Source organism: Martinezella lusitana (assembly GCF_016901135.1).
Lineage (GTDB): Bacteria > Pseudomonadota > Alphaproteobacteria > Rhizobiales > Rhizobiaceae > Rhizobium > Rhizobium lusitanum_D.
The window spans coordinates 34,020-49,516 of record NZ_JAFEVL010000010.1; the positions used below are offsets into that span (position 1 = coordinate 34,020).

Here is a 15,497-nt window from a genome sequence, read left to right on the forward strand (position 1 = left end):
CCTATCCGTATTTTGCAAGCGAGGCGGCGGCAACAACCGGCAGGTCGAAAGCGAGCTCGCTGCCCATGGCGTGGACGGCGGCAGCCGCGTCCACTTCGGCTTTTATGGGTCCGAGCGGCGTGTCGAGCAGATATTCTCGGCTGTTGCCGGCGAAGGATGTGCCGCGCACGGTGCCTTGGAAAGGACCGGAACCAAGGGTTACGGTGCGCGGGCGCCAGGCGAGCCCTGACGCGGATGCGGGTGCCGGAGAGGAAAGCGAGACGGGACCGTTTGCCGTCTTCAGCCTGCCATTCTCGAGCGCAAAGACATTTTCAAAGCCGACGAAATCGGCGACGAAAGCTGACACCGGGCTGTTGTAGATATCCTCCGGCGTGCCGATTTGCTCGATGCCGCCGTTAAGCATGACGATGATGCGGTCGGCGAGCGCCAGTGCCTCCACCTGATCGTGGGTGACGAAGATCATTGTCACGCCGGTTTCCTTCTGCACCCGCTGCAGTTCGGTGCGCATTTCCAGGCGCAGGCGAGCGTCGAGGTTGGACAGCGGCTCGTCGAGCAGCAGCACCTTCGGTTCCATCACCATCGAGCGGGCGAGCGCCACGCGTTGCTGCTGGCCACCGGAAAGTTCGGCGGGCTTGCGGCCGGAGAAATTGGTGAGCCCCACGGATTTCAGGCTGGCACCGACGCGGGCATCGAGATCGCTGCCGCGCAGGCCCTTTAGCCGCAGGCCGAAGGCGACGTTTTCATAGACGGTCAGATGCGGAAAAAGCGCATAGGACTGGAAGACCAGGCCGACGGCGCGCTTGTTGGCGGAAACGCGGGTGATATCGGCACCGTCGAGGCTGATCTTGCCGGAGGCGGGCGTCAGTAGTCCGGCGATCGCCCGCATCGTCGTCGTCTTGCCGCAGCCGGAAGGACCGAGCAGGGCGACCAGTTCGCCCCGGCCGATGGTGAGATCGAGATCCCGAACAGCGACTGTATCGCCATAGGCGAGCGTCAACCTGTCCAGTATGAGATAGGAGGAGTCAGACATAGCGCGAAAATCCCAGGAAGCGCTCGGCAAGGAAGACGATGCCGATGGAGAGGAAGGCGAGCAGAGCCGACAGCGCGGCAACGGAAGGATCGTAGGTCGTTTCCATATAGCCGAGCATGTCGATTGGCAGCGTCTGGACGCCGGGCTTGGCGAGGAACAGCGACACCGGCACCTGATTGAAGCTGGTGACGAAGCCCAGGATGAAGGCAGCGAGAACGCCGCTGCGGATATTCGGCAGTACGACTCGGAAGAAGGCGCCGAGCCGCGACGAACCGAGGAGCACGGCGGCCTCTTCCATATCGGAACGCAGATTGTTGAGGCTGGCCGAAACCACGCGCACGGCATAGGGCAGCACCAGCGCCGTATGGGCGAAGAACAGCGCCAGCGTGACGTCGAAGGAGAAGGGCACGACGAGATAGCGCAGGATCGCCAGGCCGACGATGATACCCGGCACGATGATCGGAACCGAGACCATGGTGCGGATCGCCTCGCCGCCGGGCAGCCTGTAGCGCGATAGCGCGTAGGCGGCGGGGATGCCGAGGATCAGCGCGAACAGCGTGCCGCCGATCGCCAGGAACATCGACATGGCGAAGCTTGCTCGGAAACTGTCGACCGTGAAGACCTTCGCCACCCAGCGCAGGGACAGGCCCTGCGGTGGAAAGGCCAGCGTCTCGCCCCCCGACAGAGACGCCGCGACGATGATGAAGAACGGGCCGATCAGGAACGCCAGTACCAGAAACAGGATGAGCGGTGAAAACAGGCGGCGCATCATGCCCGGCTCCTCGCGGTGGCAAGCCGTTTCAGCACCAGATTGGCGCCGAAGCTCATGACGATGAGGATGAAGGCGATGACGCTGGCGGAGACATAGTCGTTGGAAACCGAGATGCGCTGGTAGAGCAGTGTTTCCAGCATCAGCACCTTCGAGCCGCCGAGAATGGCGGGCGTGATATAGGCCGTCAGCGAGCCGGTGAAGACCAGCGTGCCGCCGACTACCAGCCCCTCGCGGGTCAGCGGCAGCACAACTTTCCAGAAAACCTGGAACCAGTTGGCGCCGAGCACGCGCGCGGCCGGAATGGCATCCTTCGGCATGTTCTCGAGCGCGCTGATCAAAGACAGGATCATCAACGGCAGGAAGAGCTGCAGCAGGCCTATGAAGACGGCCGTCTCGCTGAACAACAGGCGCAGCGGCTCGCCGCTGAGGCCAAGGCCCTGGATCGCCTGATTGACGATGCCGGTGCGGCCAAGGATGACGATCCAGGCATAGGTGCGCGCGACAGGCGAGATCATCAGCGGCAGCACCACGAGACCGACCACGCGGCCCTTGCCCTTCGGCGGCAGGTTAACGATGGCGAAGGCGGCGGCATAGCCGATAACGGCGGAAACGGCAGTGACTTCGACGCCGAGCCTGAGCGTCCGCAGGAAGACGGTCTGGTTCAGAGTCTCGGAGAAGAAGCCGGTGTAGGCCGAGAGCGTCCAGCCGTTCACGGCGGTGTGAAAGCCTTCCGACAGCAGGATCAGTACCGGCGCAAGAAAGACCACCGCGACGAAGATCGCCGCGGGCAGGGCAAGCGCCAGAGCTTCGGCCTTATTCTGGAACATCGAGACCAACCTTCGCGAAAGGATGCAAACAAAACAGTAAGGGAATATCCCGGCCTTCAGGCCGGGATATCGGTTCGGCATGGCCTTACTGGCCGACCTTGTCATTCCATTCTTTGACCCAGCCATTGCGTTGATCGAGCGCGACGGCGGAGGGGATTAGCTTCAGGCTTTTGGCCGTAGCCTCGCCATAGGTCAGGTTGTTGGCGATATTGTCGGGCAACTTCACGTCCTTGTTCGCCGGACTGTCGACGAGTTTCATGGCGAGCGCCGTCTGCGTCTCGGTCGAGAGCCAGAAGTCCATGAACTGCATGGCGAGATCCTGGTTCTTCGAGCCCTTGGTGAGGACCATGACGTTCATGCCGCCCGTTTGACCTTCCTTCGGCGTCGCCCAGGAGACGGGAACGTCGAGCTTGGTGAAGCCGGCCCAGGAGAAGCGGCCGATCGGAGCGGCCCAGATTTCTTCCTGCTGCATCAGCTGCACGAGCTGCGAGGATTTTTCGTAGAAGGTGACGATATCGCTCTTGTGGTTGCCGATGGCGGCAATGGGGGCCGCGAGGTCAGGCGTATCCTTGCCCAGGGCGAGGCCGAGCATATAGAGCGCCGGCGGTCCCTGGTTGGTGGTGACGTTCGGCCATGCGACATGGCCGACATATTCAGGTTTCAGGAGATCGGTCCAGGAGTCGATCTTCATCTTGTCTGAACGATAGGCGATCGACGTGGCGTAGAAGGTGTAGCCGACGCTCATGCCGTCGCCGTTCGGGTCCTTGGCGACGTCGTAAAGCTTGTCGAAGTTGCTGAGCTTCGAGGTGTCGATCTTGTCGATCAGGCCGGCGCGGGAAGCTTGCAGCGCGTCCGCCATGGACACGACGGCCATGTCGACGACCGGGTTGGCCTTGTTTTCCTGCATCTTCGCCAGACGCTCGACGCTGTTGCCGGTTTCGACCACCAGCTTGCAGCCGCATTTGGCTTCGAAAGGATCGTAGACGAGCTTCTTATAGTCGTCCTGCGCGAAGGCGTAGACGGAAATGGTGAGTGTCCGTTGCTGCGCCTGTACGCCAAGCGCGGAAAGGGCAAGCAGGGTAGCCGAAGCCAAGAGCAGTCGTTTCATGTCAGGAGTTCTCCGCTGAGAGGTTCGTTTTTGCCGGCCTGGGCGGGCCGGAGGATTGACGGACGACAAGCTGCATCGGCACGCGGGATCGCTCCGCGGTGACGAGCCGGCTGCCGGGCGGCGGCTCGTCCGCTAACGCTTCGCCCGGCCCCCCTTTTTCGATGGCGTTGACCAGTGCCGTGATGGCGATTTCGGCAATCGTCGCCATGTCCATCCGGATGGTGGTGAGCGCCGGGCTCACGACCGGCGCCCAGATGAGATCGTCGAAGCCGGTGACGCTGGCGCTGTCCGGCACGCTGACGCCGGCTCGCTGCAACTCGGTAAGCGCGCGCAGCGCATGCAGGTCGGAGACGGCGGCGAAGGCCGTGAAGCCCTGCTGCACCTTGTCCGCCAATCCCAGGAGACAGCCCGGACCACCCCGTTCCTCGATCTTTTCGATCCACAGGACCTCGGTCTTCACCGTGGCGTCGAGAGCGGATTTGATGCCGCCGATACGATCGTTCTGCACGTTGGAAGCGCTGCTTGCGCCGATCAGCAGGATCTTGCGGTGGCCGAGGTCGCGAAGATGCCTGGCGATCTCGGCGCCGCCCTGCCAATGGTCGGCGGAGACCGTATTGCCCGGCGTCGAGGACGTGTCGATGACCGCGACTGGGCATCCGGCGTCGGCAATGCGAGTGCCGCGCCGCGGCACGATCACCATGCCGTCGACGCCGCGCTCGACCAGCCGGCTGATCGCTTCCGTCTGCATGCCGATATCGCCGCGGGAGTCGGCAATAAGCACGCCGTAGCCGGCGACGGAGGCGGCATATTCGATCGCCTGGGCGATTTGCGGAAAAAGCGGATTGGCGATATCGGGGAGCACCAGGCCGAGAACGCCGCTGCGCCCGGTCCTGAGCGCCCGGCCTGCCTGGCTAGGCACATAGCCGAGGGCTGCTGCCGTCGTGCGGATGCGCTCCACCAGCTCCGCCGAAACCCGTCCCTTGTTGGAGAGCGCGTTAGACACCGTGGCAACGGAGACACCGAGTGCTGTGGCGATCCTATTGAGATTGGGTCCGGAGCGCGTGGTTGCCATCTGGTCGCTGCACCATCGATAAACGCGTTGATTAATCGTTTAATCAACGCGTACAGCAATCGCGAGCGTTTGTCGAATGCAAATTGAAGTCGCTGGTGAGGTTGCGGGCCTGGCGCAAAATGCAGCCCTTACCTCGCACGCTAGGGACGAGGTAAGGGCTGCATCTCAGTCCCTTCACGGCACAAACACCCTATTCTTTTTAGTCCGCGAGCGCGTCGAGGATGCGGATCCAGGAGCGGATGCCCTTGTGGTAGGATCGCAGCTCGTATTTCTCATTCGGCGAATGAATGCGATCGTCGGAAAGACCGAAGCCGATGAGCAGCGATTCCATGCCGAGCATCTTCTGGAAATCGCCGACGATCGGGATCGAGCCGCCCATGCCGATGACGATGGCGGGCTTCGGCCATTCGTTTGAAAGTGCGGTCTTCGCCTTGGTCAGGGCCGGCGAGTCGTAGGAGAGCTGGATGGCCGGCGAGCCGCCGTGTTCGTGGAATTCCACCGAGCAATCCGCCGGGATCTTCGAGCGTACATAGGCCCGGAAGCTTTCGCGAATCGCCGCCGGGTTCTGCTGGCCGACGAGACGGAACGAAACCTTGGCCGATGCCTTGGCGGCGATCACGGTCTTGAAGCCGGCACCGGTATAGCCGCCCCAGATGCCGTTGACCTCGGCCGTCGGCCGCGCCCAGGTGAGTTCCATCACCGAACGGCCCTTTTCGCCCGAGGGGATCGACAGGCCGACTTCGCCGAGGAATTCCTCGGAGGTGAGACCCAGCTTTTCCCAGGAGGCCTTGATGTTCGAGGGCGTTTCCTCGACGCCGTCGTAAAAGCCCGGCAGCGTAATGCGGCCGGTCTCGTCATGCAGACCGGCGAGGATATCGGTGAGGATATGGATCGGATTGGCGGCAGCGCCGCCGAAGAGGCCCGAATGCAGGTCGCGGTCGGCCGCAGTGATGGTGATCTCTTCGCCCACCAGCCCGCGCAGGCCAGCCGAAATCGCCGGCGTATCGCCGTCCCACATGCCGGTGTCGCAGACCAGGGCAAAATCCGCCTTTAACTCGGCGGCGTTGGCTTCGAGGAAGGGCTTGAGCGAGGGCGAACCGGATTCCTCCTCGCCCTCGAACAGGATGCTGATACGCACCGGAAGCGTGCCCTTGATTTCCTTGTAGGCGCGCACGGCTTCGACGAAGGTCATGAGCTGGCCCTTGTCGTCGGACGTGCCGCGGCCGGTCAGGATCTTGCGGCCGTTGCCCATGTCCTTGATCTCAGGCGAGAAAGGATCGCTCTCCCACAGCTCGATGGGATCGACCGGCTGCACGTCGTAATGGCCGTAGAAAAGCACATGCGGCGCGTCGGCGCTGCCGGCATCATGATGGGCGACCACCATCGGATGGCCGGGGGTGTCGCGGACAGAAGCGGTGAAGCCGAGAGAGTTCAGATAGGCGACCAGCCATTCCGCCGCCTTGCGGCATTCCGCCTTGAAGGCCGGATCCGTGGAAATGGATTTGATGCGCAGCAGCTCGAAAAGATTGTCGAGGCTGGATGGGAGGTTTTTGTCTGCGCGATCGAGAACGGGCGATAGATCGGTCATATCCGACTCCTTACATGAGAATTCGCCGGACGATAGACCAAAGCCCTGTCGGTTTCGAGGCGGCAAAACCGAAAATTTCCCGCATGTTGCCGTGTCTGTCGGCGGTCGTTCGTATGTGATTAGTTGCGTATGTAGTTTACAAGTTTTTTAGATGATTGAAATTAATCTCAATCCGGAAGAGCATTTTGGAGAGCGAGATGTTTTCAGTACTTGCATGCATTCGCGACAACCATGACATCCGGCTGATTTTCGTCGCTGCGGTCATCTGCCTGATAGGCAGCCTCGCCACCATGCTCCTCCTCTCCCGTGCACAGGAATGCCAGTCGCACCAGCGGCGCTACTGGATCGCTGCCGCAGCCTTTGCCAGCGGTGTCGGCATCTGGGCGACGCATTTCATCGCCATGCTGGCATATGAAGGCAGCGTGCCGATCTCTTATGGTCTTTCGCTCACCGTGCTTTCGGTGGTCCTGGCGATTCTCGGTTCGTGGCTTGCCATCGCTGTTGCCTTCGAGTGGGACAACGCCGTCTCCTTTGCCGTCGGCGGCGTGCTGATGGCGCTTGGGATCGCTGCCATGCATCTCACCGGCATGCAGGCGATCGAGGCATCGGCAGCGCTCTCGTACAGCACACCCCGCACGATTGCCTCCGTTGCTGTCGGTGCCGGCTTTTCTTCGTTGGCCTTCCTCGCCTTTCGCAGCCTGCCCGGCGCCTCGCGGATCGTTGCCGGCGCCGTTCTTCTGGTGCTGGCGATCTGCTCCCTGCATTTCACGTCGATGAGCGGCGTCACGCTCACTCCGGAGGCGGAAACGTCGATTGAGGCCCTCTCCATCGACCGCAGCATCCTTGCCGGCATCGTCATGGCCGCCGCAACGGCGCTGATCCTCATCGCGCTCGGCGCCATCTTCATCGACCGTCACCTCACCGACCTGCGTGGCTTTGCCAATGCTTCGCTCGAGGGACTGCTTATCCTTCGCGACGGCAGGGTGATCGACGCGAACGAGCGCTTCTCCGCCATTTCCGGCTGGTCTCTTCAGCAAGTGGTTGGTGCAGCGCCCGAAACATTCCTGACGCTCGACATGGATGGCGATACCGAAACGGTCGTGCCGCTCGAGACGACGCTGTCGGGATGTAATGGCGAGGCCATTCCAGTCGAGACGGTGCGTCGTGCCATTACCTATCGTGGTCACGAATGCAGCGTTCTGGTCGTGCGCGATCTGACGGAGCGGCGCCAGGCGCAGCAGATGATCGAGCACCTGGCTCACCACGATATATTGACCGACCTGCCCAACCGCTCGCTGTTCGATCAGCGTATGCGCCAGGCGCTGCAAATGGCTGGCCGAAAGGGCGGCGAGGTCGCCATCGTATGCCTGGACCTCGATCGGTTCAAGGCGATCAATGATGTCTTCGGCCATGCCGAGGGTGATCGGATCCTTTGCAAGGTCGCCGCGATCCTGCGGCGCACGGTCGAAGAGGGAGATACGGTCGCAAGGCTCGGCGGCGACGAATTCGCCGTGGTCCAGCCCATGCGTTCGCAGCCCGAAGGCGCTACGCGTCTTGCCGAGCGCATTCTTGCGGAATTCGCCGCCGAGATGGACACCGCTCGCGATCCGACCGCCGTCGGCGTCAGCCTTGGTATCGCCATCTATCCGCGTGATGGCGCCAATGCCGAACAGCTCTACGCCAATGCGGATACCGCGCTCTATCGCGCCAAGCGCGGCGGCCGCGGCAACGCCTGCTTCTTCGATGCCGAGATGGATAAGGCGGTACGCACACGGCGTCAGCTCGAGAGCGATCTGCGCCAGGCGATTCTTCGCAAGCAGCTCTATCTCGAATACCAGCCGATCTTCGATGTCGGCATCGGCAGCGTCACCGGCTACGAGGCTTTGCTGCGCTGGAGCCATCCGGATCGAGGAGCGATAGAGCCAGAAACCTTCATTCCCATCGCCGAGGAAAGCGGTTCCATCGTTGCGATCGGTGAATGGGTGCTGGAACAGGCATGCCGGGAAGCGGTGCAATGGCGCGAGCCGGCAAATGTCGCCGTTAACGTTTCGCCGCTGCAATTCATGATCTCGACGCTTTACGATCAGATCGCACGGATCCTGCAGGAAACCGGTCTCGATCCGCGGCGGCTGGAGCTGGAGATTACCGAAACCGCGCTGATGCGTGAACGCACGGTGGTGATCGCAACACTGCAGCGGCTGCACCGGCTCGGCGTCCGGGTGGTCATGGACGATTTCGGCACCGGCTTCTCCTCGCTCAGCAACCTGCGCTCCTTCCCCTTCGACAAGATCAAGGTCGATCGCAGCTTCACCGGCGCGCTGGAACATGATCCCGCGGCGCGCTCCATCGTGCGCGCCATCATCGGCCTTGGACACAGCCTGAACATGCCGGTCGTGACGGAAGGCGTTGAGACGGAAACCCAGCGCCGCATCGTCATCGAGGAAGGTTGCGCCCAGCTTCAGGGCATGCTTTTCGGCAAGCCGGATGTCGGGCCGAGCAGCCGGCTTCTGGTCCTGGAAAAGGTCGAGGCCCAAGCCTAGAGATGCCTGGAGTTTTCCAGGATGCGCCGGATATATTCCAGGAGCAGCTCGCGCTCGAAACTGCGGAAATTCTTCAGAAGATCCGTGTCGGCAGCCATTGCGGCCTCGATGGCCTCAGCCTGTATGGCTGCCGCCTTGTCGGTCAGAAAGATCAATTGCGCCCGTTTGTCGGAGGGATGCGGCCGACGTTCCACCAATCCGTCGCGCTCCATGCGGGACAGCGTGTTGGCCATTGTCGCCTGCTCGATATCGACCCTCTCCAGCAATTGCTTCTGTGTCAGGCCATCCTCGGACCACAATTCGAGAAGGATCGGAAACTGGCCGGGGGAAAAACCAAGCTTAGCCGCGCGTTGTTGTAACGCGCGAGCGAATCCCTTCGCCATTTGACTGGCGAGGTAGGCCGCGGAGTCCATCCGATTAAATCCCATGATTGCAAGTATGCCGATAATTCAAAACCAAGACAATCAGCAAATCTTGGGTAGAGATGGCTCCGAAACCAGCAACTTCAGCGATGTTTTTTACACGTTTTAAGGGTAGTTTTCTTCATGAAAAAGCCGCCATGGCCTGGAGGGCACCATGGCGGCTTAGAAAAGGGGGACAAAGGCCCGGAGAGGGGATAGGCCTTTGTCCAAGTCTGACATGGCGGGGGACAGGCCGGTTGTCAGACCCTCGGCGTAACAATCGCCGGTGACTATGATTTGTGATTTCAAATATGGTTTTTCAAGGGAATGCGCAGATTAGATTGATTAAAACTTAGTAACATTTCGGTGAGAGATTTGGCCCCTGGCGACCCTGCGAAATAGAAGTTTATATGGACGTTCCAGGTGCGCCACGCTATCCATGCTTCCATGAAAAAAGGTGATCATCTCTTCCTCGTCGACGGTTCCGGCTTCATTTTCCGGGCCTTTCACGCCCTGCCGCCGCTGACGCGCAAGTCCGACGGATTGCCGGTTGGCGCGGTCTCCGGTTTCTGCAACATGCTGTGGAAGCTTTTGACCTCGGCGCGTGATACATCGGTGGGCGTCACCCCGACGCATTTCGCCGTGATCTTCGATTATTCCTCGAAGACCTTCCGCAAGGAAATTTTCCCCGATTACAAGGCAAACCGCTCCGCGCCGCCGGAAGAGCTGATCCCGCAATTCGGGCTCATCCGTGAGGCGACCCGCGCCTTCAACCTGCCCTGCATCGAGACCGACGGCTTCGAGGCTGACGATATTATCGCCACTTATGCTCGAAAGGCCGAGGCCACCGGCGCCGATGTCACCATCATCTCGTCCGACAAGGATCTGATGCAGCTCGTCACCTCCATGGTCCACATGTATGACAGCATGAAGGACAAGCAGATCGGCATTCCCGACGTCATCGAGAAGTGGGGGGTGTCGCCGGACAAGATGATCGACCTGCAGGCCATGACCGGCGATTCGGTCGACAACGTCCCCGGCATTCCCGGCATTGGTCCGAAGACGGCGGCGCAGCTTCTGGAAGAATTCGGCGACCTCGATACGCTGCTTGCCCGTGCCGAGGAAATCAAACAGCAGAAGCGCCGCGAGAACATCATTGCCAACGCCGATCTAGCTAGGATTTCCCGCCAGCTGGTGACGCTCAGGACGGATGTGCCGCTGGACCTTGAGCTCGACGCACTGGTGCTCGAGCCGCAGAACGGCCCGAAGCTGATCGGCTTCCTGAAGGCGATGGAATTCACCTCGCTGACGCGCCGCGTCGCCGATGCCTGCGATTGCGATCCCGCGACGATAGAGCCGTCCGAGATCAAGGTCGAACTTGGTGACACCGCGCATGGCCCGGATCTCGATGCCGAAGACAATGTCGAGCTCGTTGCTGGCAGCACGGTTGCGGCCGAGGGCTCTTCCGTTCCGGCACCGGCGGTAAAGCCGCGTTTGGCTGTCGAGGGGCTGACGGAGCCCGCCGACCTCGCCAATGCGCGCGCGGCGGGCTTCGCCACCGCGCCGATCGATCATTCGAAATATGTGACCATCCGCGACGTCGCCACCCTCGACGCGTGGATCGCGGATGCGCGCGAAACCGGCATCGTCGCCTTCGATACGGAAACGACGTCGCTTGATGTCATGCAAGCCGAGATCGTCGGCTTTTCGCTGGCGATCGCCGACAACCGCAACGACCCTTCCGGTGCTTCCATCCGCGCCGCTTATGTCCCGCTCAGCCATAAGAACGGCGTGGGCGATTTGCTCGGCGGCGGGCTCGCCGACAATCAGATCCCGCTGCGCGATGCCCTGGCGAGATTGAAGGATCTGCTGGAAGACGTCTCCATCCTCAAGATCGCGCAGAACCTGAAATACGACTACCTGCTGATGAAGCGCTATGGCATCGAGACCAAGGCCTTCGACGATACAATGCTGTTGTCCTATGTGCTCGATGGCGGCTCCAATGCCCTTCACGGCATGGACAGCCTGTCCGAACGCTGGCTCGGCCACAAGCCGATCGCCTACAAGGATGTGGCCGGAAGCGGCAAATCCAATGTCACTTTCGACCTTGTCGATATCGACCGCGCGACGGCCTATGCCGCCGAGGATGCGGACGTGACTCTGCGCCTCTGGCTGGTGCTGAAGCCGCGACTTGCGGCGGAAAAGCTGTCGGCCGTCTACGAGCGGCTGGAGCGGCCTCTCGTACCGGTGCTCGCCCATATGGAAGAGCGCGGCATCACCATCGACCGACAGATCCTGTCGCGCCTTTCCGGCGAGTTGGCGCAGGGCGCGGCGCGGCTGGAGGATGAGATCTATACGCTTGCCGGCGAACGCTTCAACATCGGTTCTCCGAAGCAGCTCGGCGATATCCTCTTCGGCAAGATGGGATTATCAGGCGGCAGCAAGACCAAGACGGGCCAATGGTCGACCTCGGCGCAGGTGCTGGAAGACCTGGCGGCCGCCGGCTTCGAGCTGCCGCGCAAGATCGTCGACTGGCGTCAGCTCACCAAGCTGAAATCGACCTATACCGACGCGCTTCCGGGCTATGTCCATCCGGAAACGAAGCGCGTTCACACCTCCTATTCGCTGGCATCAACCACGACCGGACGCCTTTCCTCGTCCGAGCCGAACCTGCAGAATATCCCGGTGCGCACGGCGGAAGGCCGCAAGATCCGCACGGCCTTCATCGCGACACCTGGCCACAAGCTGGTTTCGGCCGACTATAGCCAGATCGAGCTGCGCGTGCTGGCGCATGTCGCCAATATCCCGCAGCTGAAGCAGGCCTTCGAAGATGGCATCGACATTCACGCCATGACGGCGTCGGAAATGTTCGGCGTGCCGGTAGAGGGCATGCCGAGCGAGGTACGCCGCCGCGCCAAGGCGATCAATTTCGGTATCATCTACGGCATTTCCGCCTTCGGCCTGGCCAACCAGCTCTCCATCGAGCGCTCGGAAGCGGGCGACTACATCAAGAAGTATTTCGAGCGTTTTCCGGGCATCCGCGACTATATGGAAGGCACCAAGCAGACGGCGCGTGAGAACGGCTATGTCGAGACGATCTTCGGCCGCCGCGTACATTTTCCGGAAATTCGCTCCTCCAATCCCTCTGTGCGTGCCTTCAATGAACGCGCCTCGATCAACGCACCGATCCAGGGATCTGCCGCCGACGTCATCCGTCGCGCGATGATCAAGATGGAGCCAGCGCTCGCTACGGCCGGCCTCGGCGACCGCGTGCGCATGCTGCTGCAGGTGCATGACGAACTGATTTTCGAAGTCGAGGATGCCGATGTCGAGCCCTCGACGCCGATCATCGTCTCAGTCATGGAAAATGCAGCCATGCCGGCGGTGGATATGGCGGTGCCTCTGAAGGTCGATGCACGCGCTGCCAACAATTGGGATGAGGCGCACTGAGGCAATATCCGGCGTAGCGAAGAGATTAGTCCTCATGGTGAGGTGCGGAGGCCTGAAAGGCCGGAGCCTCGAACCACGAGGGCGGGTGGGGTATTGCTACCGGGCCAACTCGTGCTTCGAGGCCTTGACGCTGTCGCGCCAAGGCACCTCAGCATGAGGTGGTGAGAGATCCGCGATTTGGCATGAACGTATAAGCGTCTGGATAACCCGAGCAGAACACCGAACGCCTATTTCCGGATCAGCGCTTCCAGCACGGCGACGATGGCGTGTTCCGCATCCTCCAGCGTGCCGCTATTGTCGATATCGGCCACGTCGTAACTGCCCTCAACGGTGAGCGAACTGCGCTCCAGTCGCCTCATCACGTCTTCGCGGCTCTCGCGCCCGCGTGCCATCAGCCGTTCCGCCAGTGCCTCGCGCCGCGCTGTGACGTTGATGATCTTCAGCCTTGGAAAGGTCGCCTGGAAACGGTGTAATACCGAACGCGAGCCGTTGGCGATGACCAGATTGCCGCGCGCAAGCTCGTCGGTGACTTCGGCGGGAATGCCGTACTTCAGGCCATGCGCCTCCCAGGAGACGGCGAAAGCGCCGGCCTGCTCCATGGCGTCGAAATCGGCTTCGGAAACGCTTCTGTGATCCTCGTTGCCGGCATCCCCCTCGCGGGTGATGACGCGGCGGACGAAATGAACGTCCGGCCGGCCGGCGAAATGCCGGGCGGCGAGGTTCATCAGCGTATCCTTGCCGGCGCCGCTCGGACCAACGACAACGGCCATAATACCCGTTGCGCTATCCGACAGGCTGTCGTTAGCCGGATTTATGTTGACTTCCGGCGTCATGCGACCCGCCGTCCTTCCCGCCAGACCGAGCGCGTGACCGGCACGCCTTGATCGCGGCGAACGCGCACGAGATCGGCACGTAGGCCCTCGGCGATGCGTCCGCGATCGTTCAGGCTGACAGTTTTCGCCGGCGTTGCCGTCACCATGGCAATGGCCTGCGGCAGCGAAATACCTTCGACTTCATCGGCCAGGATGAACGGCGCATGCAGCAGGCTGAGCGGCACGTAATCGGAGGAGAGCACGTCCAGCACGCCGAGTTCGGCCAGATCGCGGGCGGCGATGTTGCCGGAGTGCGACATGCCGCGCACGATGTTCGGCGCGCCCATCAGCACGCTCATGCCGGCGCCGTGCGACGCCTTCGCTGCATCGACGCTGGTCGGGAATTCCGCCAGGCGAACGCCGTAGGCGATGGCTTCGTCGACATGGGCGAGCGTCGCGTCGTCATGGCTGGCAACGGTGATGCCGCGCTCGGAGCAGACCTTGGAAATCACATCGCGGTTCGGTGTCGCGTATTTGGCCGATTCCTCCTGGCGCTTGGCAACGAAGCGGGCAAAGGCTTCGTCGCTCAGGCCGCGCTTCTTCTGGTAGTAGAAGATATATTGATCCATGGTCTGGAACTGGCGCTGGCCGGGAGCATGGTCCATCAGCGAGACCAGACGGACATAATCATCCTTCTCGAAATCGTGGAAGTGATCGAGGACGTTGTCGGAAGAGACTTCGCAGCGCAGGTGGATCAGGTGGTCGGCGCGCAGCCGGTCCTCGCGCTGTGCCGCCTGGATGGCGTCGGCCATATCACGCATCTCGCCCTTTTCGAAACCGCCGTCCTCGTCGGAGCCCATGCGCAGGCAATCGAACACGGTCGTAATGCCTGAGGTGACGATCTGGGCGTCATGCGCCTGAATGGCGGCCGTCTTGTTCCAGCGCACGCCGGGGCGCGGCGAATAATGGGCTTCCAGATGATCCGTATGCAGCTCGACCAGGCCCGGGATCAGAAAGTCGCCCTCGAAATCCTCGCCGATATCGGACTTGCCTTCGGAGATGCCGGCTATCCGACCGTCGCGGATCAGCACGGAGCCCTCGACGATCTTGTCTTCAAGGACGATGCGGGCGTTGGAGAGGACGGTTTCTTTGGTCATGTCAGGTCTTTCACTTTTAGGCGCCGGCAAGCGGCAGCCAGGAACGGACGGTAAAGGGTGCCCCACTCTCTTCTTCGACGAAGATGGCGAGGCCGGAAATGTCGAGCGGCTTGCCGATATGCTCGGCAAAGCGTTCGCGCAGCACCTCGTGCATTTCAGCCTGGCGATTGGCCGGGACGCGCCCCGTCAATGTCATATGGAAACGAAACTCGTCGTTAACGTAAGGATAGCCCCAGCGCAGCAGATTGGCGCGCTGCGGTTCGGTCATTCCTTCCGGGTTGCGCCGGGCGATGTCATATTGCGAAAGCGGTGCGCGGAACGGCTCGAAGGTCTTGACGACGCGGGAGGCGAAATCCTGCAAGGGCTGATGGAGCGAGCCCGGTACGAGGGCGAAGAAATGGCCGAGCTGGCCAAGAACCAGCTCGGGAATGACGAATGCCTTCGTGCTGGCGGCGAATTCGGCGGCAACCTCAAGCAGGTCGCGTTCGTTCACCGAGGCGGCAAGCGCGAAGGGCGCCTTCAGCGTGGCGTGAAAACCGTAGCGGCGCGGATCTGCCGTCAGCTCGGCATGGTCTTCCGGCACCGGGCCGATGGCCCTATCGGAAAAAATCTCGTCGGAAAAAGCATCGCGACCGAGCCAGCGGGCGGCAAGCGACGTCAACGGATCGTCTTTGGGCGGCGTGAAATAGAGAGCATAGCGCAATGCTGTATTCCTTGGAAAAATCGGCTGCGCGCGACAC

Annotated in this window: 12 protein-coding genes; 2 read left to right on the forward strand and 10 right to left on the reverse strand. The window is 61.7% G+C overall.

The features are described 5' to 3' along the window. Position 1: 1 nt before the first annotated feature. The 6 genes from JTP94_RS03080 to JTP94_RS03105 form a co-directional block, all read right to left on the reverse strand. Positions 2-1,030 carry an ABC transporter ATP-binding protein gene (locus JTP94_RS03080; protein WP_204849098.1) on the reverse strand — a complete coding sequence of 343 codons (1,029 nt, stop codon included), beginning with the start codon at positions 1,028-1,030 and terminating at the stop codon, positions 2-4. Then, positions 1,023-1,802: an ABC transporter permease gene (locus JTP94_RS03085; RefSeq protein ID WP_204849099.1), complete on the reverse strand. Its 780-nt coding sequence runs from the start codon at positions 1,800-1,802 to the stop codon at positions 1,023-1,025. Before JTP94_RS03085 ends, JTP94_RS03080 begins: the two co-directional genes overlap by 8 nt. Continuing rightward, entirely contained in the window at positions 1,799-2,629 is an 831-nt protein-coding gene (locus JTP94_RS03090) for an ABC transporter permease (RefSeq protein ID WP_204849100.1), read from the reverse strand. The genes JTP94_RS03085 and JTP94_RS03090 overlap by 4 nt, the downstream gene beginning before the upstream one ends. Before the next feature lie 85 nt (positions 2,630-2,714). Further along, a complete protein-coding gene (locus JTP94_RS03095; RefSeq protein WP_204849101.1) occupies positions 2,715-3,737 on the reverse strand; it encodes a polyamine ABC transporter substrate-binding protein in 1,023 nt (340 codons plus the stop codon). A gap of 1 nt (position 3,738) precedes the next feature. Beyond that, positions 3,739-4,809 carry a LacI family DNA-binding transcriptional regulator gene (locus JTP94_RS03100; RefSeq protein WP_204849102.1) on the reverse strand — a complete coding sequence of 357 codons (1,071 nt, stop codon included), beginning with the start codon at positions 4,807-4,809 and terminating at the stop codon, positions 3,739-3,741. Positions 4,810-5,008: 199 nt separating this feature from the next. Further along, positions 5,009-6,397, reverse strand: a complete 1,389-nt coding sequence (locus tag JTP94_RS03105) for a dipeptidase (protein ID WP_204849103.1) — start codon at positions 6,395-6,397, stop codon at positions 5,009-5,011. 197 nt (positions 6,398-6,594) lie between these two features. Here JTP94_RS03105 and JTP94_RS03110 point away from each other — a divergent pair, with 197 nt between their 5' ends. Next, a complete protein-coding gene (locus tag JTP94_RS03110; RefSeq protein WP_204849104.1) occupies positions 6,595-8,937 on the forward strand; it encodes an EAL domain-containing protein in 2,343 nt (780 codons plus the stop codon). Here JTP94_RS03110 and JTP94_RS03115 read toward each other — a convergent pair. Continuing rightward, the gene (locus JTP94_RS03115) at positions 8,934-9,350 is read right to left on the reverse strand and encodes a MarR family winged helix-turn-helix transcriptional regulator (RefSeq protein WP_204849105.1); all 417 of its coding nucleotides are present in this window, start codon (positions 9,348-9,350) and stop codon (positions 8,934-8,936) included. The genes JTP94_RS03110 and JTP94_RS03115 overlap by 4 nt on opposite strands. A 435-nt stretch (positions 9,351-9,785) precedes the next feature. On the opposite strand from JTP94_RS03115, the gene polA reads away from it, so the two are divergent. Next, entirely contained in the window at positions 9,786-12,788 is a 3,003-nt protein-coding gene (polA, locus tag JTP94_RS03120) for a DNA polymerase I (protein WP_204849106.1), read from the forward strand. A gap of 227 nt (positions 12,789-13,015) precedes the next feature. Here the strand turns inward: polA and phnN are convergent, their stop codons facing one another. From phnN to JTP94_RS03135, 3 genes are read right to left on the reverse strand one after another with little or no spacing between them, the layout of a single operon-like run. Next, positions 13,016-13,621, reverse strand: coding sequence for a phosphonate metabolism protein/1,5-bisphosphokinase (PRPP-forming) PhnN (gene phnN / locus JTP94_RS03125; protein WP_204849107.1), 606 nt, complete (start codon positions 13,619-13,621; stop codon positions 13,016-13,018). Next, on the reverse strand, positions 13,618-14,757 hold the full coding sequence (locus JTP94_RS03130) for an alpha-D-ribose 1-methylphosphonate 5-triphosphate diphosphatase (RefSeq protein ID WP_204849108.1): 1,140 nt from the start codon (positions 14,755-14,757) through the stop codon (positions 13,618-13,620). Before JTP94_RS03130 ends, phnN begins: the two co-directional genes overlap by 4 nt. A 16-nt stretch (positions 14,758-14,773) precedes the next feature. After that, entirely contained in the window at positions 14,774-15,460 is a 687-nt protein-coding gene (locus JTP94_RS03135) for a DUF1045 domain-containing protein (RefSeq protein ID WP_204849109.1), read from the reverse strand. Positions 15,461-15,497: the final 37 nt, after the last annotated feature.